The following is a 9599-nucleotide window of genomic DNA, read 5'->3' as shown; positions in this document are numbered from 1 at the left end:
AAATGACATCCCTCGCGCAAGGTTTTTACATGCCCACGATCGACAGCATTCAAGTTGGCAAAGTGGTCACCCAAGGCGATCCGCAATCAAACGACATCGTCGATCGTCAGTGGACGACTGCGTTTGATAAGCAGCCCGTTGCCGGTTTGGTGCGTGTGCGAACATTGGGACTTGCTGGCGATAGTGTGGCTGACACTCAATCACACGGAGGAATTGACAAGGCGATCCTGTGCTACGCGTCGAGTCACTACGATCGCTGGGCCGAAGAGTATCCCGATTTGAAAATGTCGGGTGGCGCGATGGGGGAAAACCTAACCATTGACGGTGTCAGCGAATTGGATGTCTGCATCGGGGATGTCTACCAAGTGGGATCGAGTGTTTTGCAAGTGAGTCAGCCCAGGCAGCCGTGTTGGAAGATTTCTCGTCGCTGGGGTGATAAGACGCTCTTAAAAGCCGTGACGCAAACAGGCCGCACCGGGTGGTATGTCCGCGTCCTTCAGGAAGGCGATGTGCGTGTCGGTGCCCAGTGGAAACTGCAGGAACGGCCAAACGAAAATTGGTCTATCGCGCGTGCTGCGGACATCATGTTTGGACGCGAATCAGATCAGATGGCATTTTTTGAACTCATGAATTTGCCAGAATTGGCGGACGCTTGGAAAGCTGAACTCGGCTGACATCTGGTTCGAGACCGAACCCCGAGCCACCAAAAATTCGCTAAGCTGTCTCGAACGAAACGATTCCGCCTTATCGCAGCTCCGCTATGCCTACCGACGACCAAATCATTGAATCAATCCGTCTTTATCGCGATTGTTTAAAAGAAACGCAGGCCCTCTATATCGAAAGTGGCGAATTGGTCCGCGGGTCTTATGGTTGGCTCAACGGCGCAGATGCTGCGGAAACCGCCGACGCGACTTCGGTGGCCGACCAGATGAATGACTTGCATCAGGGGTTTTTGATGAAAGTCTTTGCGACGGCCGTGCCCAGTGTCGATGGTCGCACAATGGAACAACGCCAGTTGGGACGCGCGTTGTTGGAGCACATCTGGGGAAAATCGGTGATGGGCAATCAACTGCACGAAGCGGTTGATTGGTTGATTGATGCATCGAAAGGATTTGAGTGGACGGAATTGGTGCGTCCGTTTGCCGAATTGCCAGCGATTCGTGATCGATGGGGAGAGCTGGAAACGTTGGCGATGCGAATGGCAAACTTGCTTACCAGTGTTGATGGTGACGTCAGCGCTGCGGACAATCAAAACTTGGAGCAAATGCGTTCGCAGTTTTCGGTGCTTCGCGGCAACGCGCCCGAAACACTGGCTAGCGAATCGGACACCAACAACGCACGCGACGCTTTGAAATGGTTGCGGGATGAAGCGCGTCGACTTCGCGAAGGCGTCGGACCGACGGCTGCCGAAAAACCAACGCCAATGGCAGGTCCCGGCGGATCAGCGAACAAGCCCGCCGCTAAATCAAAAGAACCCGAGGTCGTTGACGATCGCACTCCCGAACAACGATTGGCGGAAGCGAGAGCCAAGCTCGATCGGCTGGTGGGGCTTGAAGCAATCAAAGATCAGATCGAAACGCTGACAAATTTTCTAAAGATGGAAGCACTTCGAGCCAAAGAGGGGCTGCCGACTTCCAAGCCAAGCTTGCACATGGCGTTTGTGGGCAACCCCGGAACTGGTAAAACCACGGTCGCGAGAATCGTCGCGGATATCTACGGAGCGTTGGGGGTTTTGGAAAAAGGTCATTTGGTTGAAACCGATCGAAGTGGATTGGTCGCTGAATACGCGGGCCAAACGGGGCCCAAAACCAATGCCAAGATCGACGAAGCGCTGGATGGGGTTTTGTTTGTGGACGAAGCGTACACGTTGATCGATGAAAGCGGGCAAGACCAGTACGGCCGCGAAGCGGTGCAAACGCTGCTCAAGCGAATGGAAGATCAACGTGATCGGTTGGTCGTGATTTTGGCTGGCTACCCGGTGGAGATGCGAACCATGATCCGCAGCAATCCGGGGCTCAGTTCGCGCGTCGGTACGACGATGACGTTTGATGACTATCCGCCCGAAGCGTTGTGCCGCATCTTTGCCTTGATCGCCAACAAATCAAAGTACACGATTCCAACGGAATCACGCCGGCGGTTGCTGCGTGGATTCACATATCTGTACATCAGTCGCGACCGTCACTTTGGTAATGGACGAACGTCGCGCAATAGCTTGGAACGCAGTGTGCGGCGTCTGGCAAACCGGCTGTCCAAGTTGAAGGAAGTGAATCGTGACTTGCTGACAACGTTACAGCCAGCTGACATCGAAGTCGCTGGTGTTTCGATGGAGCATCTGGAACTGATGGCGGCTGAACCGGGCGAGGTGCGCGTTACGTGCAAACAGTGCCAGCACGCGCAAGTGATCGATGACAAGCTGTTGGCAACGGACATTACTTGCGAAGCATGCAAGGAAAAGTTTGAAGCCGACTGGGGAGAGCCCGTGGCGGCGATGCCGGCCCCGGAAGCCAGTCCGAAAACGGCATCTGAATCTGGTCCAGACACGGCACTGTCAGATGACGTGCCTGAGACAAGCGACGAAAGCTGAACCTGGGCACAGAAACGATGGCGGCTTGTCCGTCGCTAGCGAATTTTCTTGGCCGTTTGCCGAACTCCGTTTTGAAACAAGACCAGCGCCTGACATTGGCCGTTCTTGTCCAGTTGAAACGTCAGCGATGCTTCGACCGCCTTGTAGAACCACTCCGTTTCGCTTTTGGCGAACACCTGCATGGTAGGCTGATTGGTGACGCCCACCATTAGCTTTCCCTCTTTGGCGGTCACGGTGAAGACAAAGGTTGGTGCCAGTTGGTATTGCCCCTCGAGTCGCTTCATTTTTTCGGGCGAGACTTTCATGCCGGCTTCAAAATGTCGTGGTTCGGGTTTTGCGCCGGCCAGCATTTGAATCACTTGGCTGGCCAGTTGATCGACTTCACCAGTCGCTGTGTTGGTTAACAAGACCACCGCGGAATTGAGCTGCCGATTGACCATCAGCATCGAGTGATAGCCGCCGGTTTGGCCATTGTGCCAGCGAGTCGAACCGTCACCAGCGAAGTGCCAGCCGAGCCCCATTTTCGCGGCTCCGACGCCGCCAGCATAGTGTTCTTTCCAAGCCAGTTCGATCGCTTTGCCAGTCGAACTTTCAGGTGGATCCAAACAGGCCTGCGCAAATTTCAGCATGTCGGCGGTGGTGCTGCGAATGCCACCCGCGCCGGGCATGTCGGCGAATCCCCAGTTGGTACCGATCGTGTTAACAGCGATATGCGGCGTCGCCAATCGCGATGCCATCGTGCCAGTCAGTTGCACCGACGTGTCCGTCATGCCCAATGGTTCGGTGATGCGATCAGCCATCAGTTTGTCGTAGCTCTTGCCAGATTTTTGACTCAGAAGATGTCCTAAGAGTGACACTGCAAAGTTGGAGTACTCTTGTTTCGCGCCGGGCTCTCGTCTTAATTTGTGGCTGTTTAAAAATTCATGCGCCAGTTTGGAAGTGTAGTCCGCGTACGGATCTTTACTGGTCAAGCTAGGCATGTTGTTTGATAGTCGCGGAAGTCCGCTGGTGTGAGTGGAAATATCGACCAGCGTGATCGCGCGTTTTCCAGCAGGCATCGTCACGCCCGCGGGCAGCAACTGTTGGACAGGCTGATCCAATCGAGCATCACCGCGGCTGACGGCGTCGCCAAGCAGGATTCCGGTGAAGACTTTTGAGATGGATCCGATTTCGTACACGGTGTCATCGCTGGGCGATTGGCCTCCCGATTTTGTTTTTCCTAAGTGAACTGCCGTGGTTTGATCACCTTTGACGACGCCAATCGAAAGTCCAACGACCGTTTCAGAATCGACGTAGGGCTTTGCCAACGCCGTGATTTTTCCAGCCAGATCCTGACTCCAGCTCGCGCTGTAGGAACCGGCCGCAATCGCAAACATCAGGACGTATCGCAAACTCATTGGTTTTCTCTTGGTTCAGGTGGGACGAAAGTCAGCCAATCATCGAAACGCAATCGCTGCTGCACGCACGGCGTGCGGCGCATCGACTCAACAAGATACAGCCAACAAAGAGGGCCGTGCGAACGAGAGCTGGAGGCGCAGATTCTTGGCACAAAAAAAGGAATCCCTGAAAGATCAGGGATTCCTAGTGAAATGTTTTTGGCGTCGAGCGAGGTGCCCGGCAGTCTTCGCTGGGGTTTAGCGTTTGACGCGAGCGTTGCCTTGCCAGATGCTCCACACTTGGTCTTCGTCGGCAGGCTGGCCATAATCGGTCAGCATCGTGGCGGCCAAAGCGCCGGTAGCCCAGCCAAACTGAGTACACTTTTCGGCTTCCCAGCCATTGAGCACGCCGTATAGCAGTCCGCCGACAAATCCGTCGCCGCCGCCGATTCGATCCAAGACGCCAATCTGACGCGGTTCGACAACGTGCCAGTCGCTGCCGCTGGAGACAATCGCTCCCCACATGTGCGAATTGGCGCTTTCGACTTCACGAAGGGTCGTCGCGAACAAGCTTGCACCAGAGTACTCGGCTTTGACGCGGTTGATCATTTCTTTGAAGCCATCGATCTTCGCACCGATGTCTTTGCCACCTGCTTCGGGGCCTTTGATGTCCAAGCACAGTTGAAAATCTTCTTCGTTGCCAATCAGGATGTCGGACAAACTGGCGATCTCTTTGAACGCTGCCGACAGTTCCGCTTCTCGTCCGGTCCAGAACGAAGCTCGGTGATTCAGGTCAAACGAAATTCGTGCCCCGTGTTTCTTGGCGGCGCGAGCGATTTCGACACAGAACTGGCTGGTTTCTTCGGAGAGAGCCGCGATCAGGCCCGACATGTGAACGATCTTGGCACCTTCGTCGCCGAAGATACGTTCCAGGTCAAAATCCTTGACGTTCAGCTTTCGGCCGACTTCACCGGCACGATCATTCTGCACGCGAGGACCGCGGGATCCCCAGCCGCTGTCGGCCATGTTGATCTGGTGACGCACACCCCAAGGAGTGTCTTGTTCGAATTCGGGACCTTCGAAGTCCATGTGGCGACGAGCCAAATCGTCTTTGATGAACCGAGCAACCGGGCTGTCTTTGACAAACGCCGTCAAGATTTTGACGGGCAAGCCCAGAAATGAAGAGACACTACCGACGTTGGATTCGGCACTGGTTCCTTGCAACTTGAACGTATCGCTGCAGTGAAACGGTTGGTTGTTCACTGGCGTCAGGCGGGTTCCCATGCTGGTGGGAATGACCATGGCGTATTTTGCGTCGCTGCGTAGTTCAATCATTTTGGGAACGTGTCGTTAGGAGGGAATGTGTTTGTGAGCCTCTCGTTTGGGGAGAGGTCGTAGTCCTGCGATGCCGCTGGCAGGCCATGATGACAATTTTTCATCAGCTGTGTTTGAACAGGGCGACCGATGTCGTCTTCGTCCCGCTAGCGGCGTCGCGGGACGACTCAATACTTTTCGCCCAGCAGGGCAAATTCAAAACTAGATCGTCACCGAAGCAAAGCCGCCGTCGATGGCGATGTTTTGGCCCGTGACGAACGAGGCAGCGTGGCGACTTGCCAACCAAACAACGGCTCCAGCCAATTCGTCCGGTTTACCGAATCGATCCATCGGCGTGTGTCCAATGATCTGACCACCACGTTCGGTGTAGCTGCCGTCGTCATTGAAGAGCAGCTTGCGATTCTGTTCGGCAGGAAAAAAGCCCGGGCTGATCGCATTTACGCGGACACCGGTGGTCGCCCATTCGCGCGAAAGCCACATCGTGAAATTGATCACGGCGGCTTTGGCAGCCGAGTAAGCCACGACGCGCGACAGCGGGATCATGCCTGACATCGACGCGATATTGATGACGCTGCCGACGCCTGCTTCCAGCATGTCGGGGCCGAAAACTTGGCTGGGCAACAAAGCACCACCGACTAAGTTCAAGTCAAAAACGGCACGCCAGGCTTCTTCGGGAAGTTTGCAGAAGTCACCGCCAGGCCCGATCGTTGCTTCAGGGCGATTGCCGCCCGCCGCATTGACCAACACCGATGCAGGAGCACCCGCCCATGATTTGATCGCGTCACGAGCCTCGGCCAGAGAGTCTGCTTTGAGACCATCAGCGGCAAAGAACTTGGCTTCGCCACCGGCGTCGGTGATTTTTTTGGCTCGCGCGTCGCCGCGTTCGGCGTTGCGTCCCACGACCGCGACTTTGGCGCCAAAGGCCCCCAAAGACTCGGCCATCAAGCCACCCAGTTCGCCCGTGCCGCCGATTACGACAGCCACATCATCATCTAGTCGGAATATGTTTTTCATGAGCGACAATTTAATCGCTCCCATGTGCTGCTAACAGTCCCATATCAGCATTTGTTCACGCGATCAGCAACTATCCACCGTTGGCGCAAAGAACTATCCGCCGATCGCATACATGGGGCGATCGGGTGGCATAAAGCCATCATCATCGATCCCGTGGCCGGACCTTTTTTCCGCGATGCACTGGCGAATCTCGCCCAACAGTGTCTCGTCGGACACACCGCTCCGCATCAGTTCGCGAAGTGGCGTTTCGGTTTTCGAGAACAAGCAATTTCGCACCGAACCGTCCGCGGTGATTCGCAGCCGGTTGCAGTTGCCACAAAACGGCGCCGTCACTGAACGGATGATGCCGATCCTCGCTCCACCGGGCAACTGGAAATCTTCGGCTGGCTGTGACGGATGCGGGCGATCCCGAGCCGTCAATTCGCCAAAGTGATCTTGGATCATCGTCAGCAGCATGTCGCCGGTGAGCACTTTTTCGCTACGCCAAGCTTTGTCGGTGTCCAGCGGCATGAATTCGATGAACCGCAGCGGCACGTTTCGCTCGCGTGCAAAATCGACCAGCCCAATGACATCGGGTTCCGTGATCCCGCGAATGGCAATCGTGTTGATTTTGACGCTTTCAAAACCAGCTTCGATCGCCGCGTCGATGCCAGCGACGATTTTGTCGACACCGCTGCGACGTGAAATTCGTTGAAAAGATTCTTCGTCCAGCGTGTCCAAGCTGACATTGACTCGTCGCAGCCCCGCGCGGCGAAGTTCGACGGCTTGATCGGCCAACAGGATTCCATTGGTCGTCAGCGAAAGGTCTTCCAGGCCATCAATCTGCGACAGCATCGCAACCAGTTTCGCAAAATCTTTGCGAACAAGCGGTTCACCACCCGTCAAACGAACATCCCGAACGCCCGCGTGCTGAACCAAAATTCGGACCAGTCGGTAAAGCTCCTCGAAGGTCAACAACCAGTCACGCGACATGAAGTGCGCATCGGTTGCTGGCATGCAGTAGAAGCAACGGATGTTGCAACGGTCCGTCACACTCAGGCGGAGGCTGTTATGAATGCGCCCGAAACGATCTACCAGCGGTTGGATTTTTCGAGTGGCAGAAACGGTCATCAGGACACTGGATGAGTGAGGAAGCAGTGAGCGTGCATCATACACTGTTGGTCTTGAATTGACTTTGCATCTGGATGCGGCAAATCGAACGGGCAGGCGTTTGGGGGGGGGCCTGCATCAATGTCGGCGACCTGGGAAGTGTGGCAGGGCCAACGGAATCACGCCGTAGAATCGGCCTGGCTATCTTTTTGCTTTGGCTCGAATGCGAGAAATTTCGCCCGTCGTCGCCGGACGAATGAGACCCCGGTTGAGATACTCGGCAACGTCTCGACAATTCTGGTCGCGAATCAGATCGACCAGTTTCTCCGGTTCAACTGGGTCAATGATGTGATCACGCATTCGTTTGCGATGTTCGCGGATCATCGCTTCAGGATCCTCGCTGTCCAGCATCAGCCGGTCCACGCCGTCGCGTGCCTTGGGCAAACTGGCGTTGGTCATCGTGATCAGTAATTTATGATCGGCCAGAAAACTGCAAAATCCGTGGTACCCGGTGTCGACCAATTTGCCATCGGTCCGCACGATTGTCTGGACGGCAAAAAACGAATTCTGCCCGCTGGGCGTGCTCATGGACATCATCGAGGCAGCGATCGGACCGATCGCTGGCGTCATGGCATAAAAGTTGGGTTCATAGGTCAAACGACCGACCTCTTTTTGCAATCCTTTGAAGTGCTTGGCAATGCGTTTGGGAACTTGTTCCGCCTCGACACGTACGATCCGCCGGGACTCCAATGCAAACGGACTGGGAATGGTCTTGGGCTTGCGCAAGAATTTGCCCAGCAGTCCGGTGGGAGCCATGTCGTGCATCGGAATCGAAACTCCGTCATCACAGAGCATCAACTCTCGTTCGTCGCCGCTATCGTGTGTGTCGCCCAAGGTCTTCCTTTCGTTAGACTATTCAAAAATTGGCGTCTAGATATCTCGGCGAATTGTATCGATGGAGGTGTATTGTCGGTATGCCGGAGGACTACCATTGGATCGTGATGAAAGTTTGCAATGAATAACGCAACGGTTCCCTGTCCACACTGCGGTGGCGAGATCGCCGCCAATGCAAGATTCTGTCGTCATTGCGGCAGCAGTGGCGACGACGGTTGGCGGGACGACGAAGAGGGTTTCTCGGAATCCTACGATGATGATTTTGACTACGATGAGTTTGTTCAGGATGAATTTGCGGATGACGGAGTGTCACACGCGTTGACAAATAAAGGAACTAAACCCTTTTGGCGGCTGGTCGCTGCGATTCTGTTGCTTCTGGCGTTGCTTGGTTTCATTGCGTTTTGAAGGTTGGATAGTGTCGATCGATAATCAGGGGGCTACCGACCCGCAGGGGATTTCTGCGATCAGTGAATTGATCAGCGAAGAAGTCATTGCGACTGCGACTTATTACGCCGAAACCACGTCGACTAATTCTGCTGCGCTCCAAGACGTTCGCGAAAGCCGAGTTCCACCGGATCAGTTGCCTCGTCTGTACTTGGCTGATCGACAAACCGCTGGACGTGGTCGCCACGGTCGAACGTGGCACAGCGAAAATGACTCGTTGACATTTTCTCTGTTGATGAAGCGATCCGTCGATGCGTCGCCGGCAATCTCTCTGTGGCCGATTGCCGTTGGCGTGGGGATTGCCCGGGCGATTGAGTTTTGTTTTGCACCGCTGCGGACGCAGTTGAAATGGCCCAACGATGTCTATTTAGATGGTGGGAAAGTGGCCGGCATTTTGCTCGAAACGACGCACGGCACCCCCGAGTCAGTTGTGATCGGCATCGGCGTCAACATCAACCGTGCTCCGGACACGGCGCTAGTGGAACCCACGCCGGCTCAATCGAATCCGGCTCGTCGCATGAACGCTCAATCGATCGCAGCCGTCGTTGGTCGCCGCGTCGGTCGCTACGACTTGCTGCCTGTTCTGGTCGAGCAAGTTGTCCAGGCGACCTGTGAAGCGACCGCCAAGCCGTTGGAAATGATCGACGAATTTCGCGGTCGCTGTCACCTGACCGGCAAGTCCGTCAGCTATCAGCAACACGGGCAAGAACAAACAGCCATCTGCAGGGGCATCGACGGCAATGGCGAATTGATGCTGGAGACTGCCGCCGGAATGCAAGTGTGTCACACGGGCGAAGTCAATCTAATCCGCACGAAGTCGTAAGGTGTTCCGCGTTGGCGACTTTACAGGTTCGGATACTTTC

The 9599-nt window shown here is 55.2% G+C and carries 9 protein-coding genes; 4 read left to right on the top strand and 5 right to left on the bottom strand.

Going from position 1 to position 9599, the window contains the following annotated elements; all coding sequences use genetic code 11:
- Nucleotides 1-29: 29 nt before the first annotated feature.
- Both K239x_RS26295 and K239x_RS26290 read left to right on the top strand, forming a co-directional pair.
- Nucleotides 30-674, top strand: a complete 645-nt coding sequence (locus K239x_RS26295; protein WP_419189418.1) for an MOSC domain-containing protein — start codon at nucleotides 30-32, stop codon at nucleotides 672-674.
- Nucleotides 675-760: 86 nt separating this feature from the next.
- On the top strand, nucleotides 761-2584 hold the full coding sequence (locus K239x_RS26290) for an AAA family ATPase (protein WP_145421261.1): 1824 nt from the start codon (nucleotides 761-763) through the stop codon (nucleotides 2582-2584).
- Between the two features lie 35 nt (nucleotides 2585-2619).
- On the opposite strand, the gene K239x_RS26285 is transcribed toward K239x_RS26290, so the two are convergent.
- From K239x_RS26285 to K239x_RS26265, 5 genes are all read right to left on the bottom strand, one after another.
- Nucleotides 2620-3981 carry a serine hydrolase gene (locus K239x_RS26285; RefSeq protein WP_145421260.1) on the bottom strand — a complete coding sequence of 454 codons (1362 nt, stop codon included), beginning with the start codon at nucleotides 3979-3981 and terminating at the stop codon, nucleotides 2620-2622.
- Nucleotides 3982-4218: 237 nt separating this feature from the next.
- Nucleotides 4219-5295, bottom strand: coding sequence for a sugar kinase (locus K239x_RS26280; RefSeq protein WP_145421259.1), 1077 nt, complete (start codon nucleotides 5293-5295; stop codon nucleotides 4219-4221).
- A gap of 201 nt (nucleotides 5296-5496) precedes the next feature.
- The gene (locus K239x_RS26275) at nucleotides 5497-6309 is read right to left on the bottom strand and encodes an SDR family oxidoreductase (RefSeq protein ID WP_145421258.1); all 813 of its coding nucleotides are present in this window, start codon (nucleotides 6307-6309) and stop codon (nucleotides 5497-5499) included.
- A gap of 93 nt (nucleotides 6310-6402) precedes the next feature.
- Complete coding sequence (gene moaA, locus K239x_RS26270; protein WP_145421257.1) at nucleotides 6403-7419, bottom strand: GTP 3',8-cyclase MoaA; 1017 nt, start codon at nucleotides 7417-7419, stop codon at nucleotides 6403-6405.
- Nucleotides 7420-7599: 180 nt separating this feature from the next.
- Entirely contained in the window at nucleotides 7600-8292 is a 693-nt protein-coding gene (locus tag K239x_RS26265) for a hypothetical protein (protein WP_145421256.1), read from the bottom strand.
- Nucleotides 8293-8412: 120 nt separating this feature from the next.
- Here K239x_RS26265 and K239x_RS26260 point away from each other — a divergent pair, with 120 nt between their 5' ends.
- Both K239x_RS26260 and K239x_RS26255 read left to right on the top strand, forming a co-directional pair.
- Nucleotides 8413-8697: a DUF7577 domain-containing protein gene (locus K239x_RS26260; RefSeq protein ID WP_145421255.1), complete on the top strand. Its 285-nt coding sequence runs from the start codon at nucleotides 8413-8415 to the stop codon at nucleotides 8695-8697.
- A gap of 10 nt (nucleotides 8698-8707) precedes the next feature.
- A complete protein-coding gene (locus tag K239x_RS26255; protein WP_419189417.1) occupies nucleotides 8708-9559 on the top strand; it encodes a biotin--[acetyl-CoA-carboxylase] ligase in 852 nt (283 codons plus the stop codon).
- Nucleotides 9560-9599 lie beyond the last annotated feature (40 nt).

Source organism: Stieleria marina (assembly GCA_007741555.1).
Classification (GTDB): domain Bacteria; phylum Planctomycetota; class Planctomycetia; order Pirellulales; family Pirellulaceae; genus K23-9.
The sequence above is the reverse complement of the archived record's forward strand: the minus strand, read 5'-3'. Positions and strand labels throughout refer to the sequence as shown.

What these genes read in the sequence shown, in the direction of transcription:
- K239x_RS26275 (WP_145421258.1), bottom strand. Translation starts at nt 6,309, where the DNA reads ATGAAAAACATATTCCGACTAGATGATGATGTGGCTGTCGTAATCGGC.
- K239x_RS26290 (WP_145421261.1), top strand. Translation starts at nt 761, where the DNA reads ATGCCTACCGACGACCAAATCATTGAATCAATCCGTCTTTATCGCGAT.
- K239x_RS26285 (WP_145421260.1), bottom strand. Translation starts at nt 3,981, where the DNA reads ATGAGTTTGCGATACGTCCTGATGTTTGCGATTGCGGCCGGTTCCTAC.
- K239x_RS26295 (WP_419189418.1), top strand. Translation starts at nt 30, where the DNA reads ATGCCCACGATCGACAGCATTCAAGTTGGCAAAGTGGTCACCCAAGGC.
- moaA (WP_145421257.1), bottom strand. Translation starts at nt 7,419, where the DNA reads ATGACCGTTTCTGCCACTCGAAAAATCCAACCGCTGGTAGATCGTTTC.
- K239x_RS26260 (WP_145421255.1), top strand. Translation starts at nt 8,413, where the DNA reads ATGAATAACGCAACGGTTCCCTGTCCACACTGCGGTGGCGAGATCGCC.
- K239x_RS26280 (WP_145421259.1), bottom strand. Translation starts at nt 5,295, where the DNA reads ATGATTGAACTACGCAGCGACGCAAAATACGCCATGGTCATTCCCACC.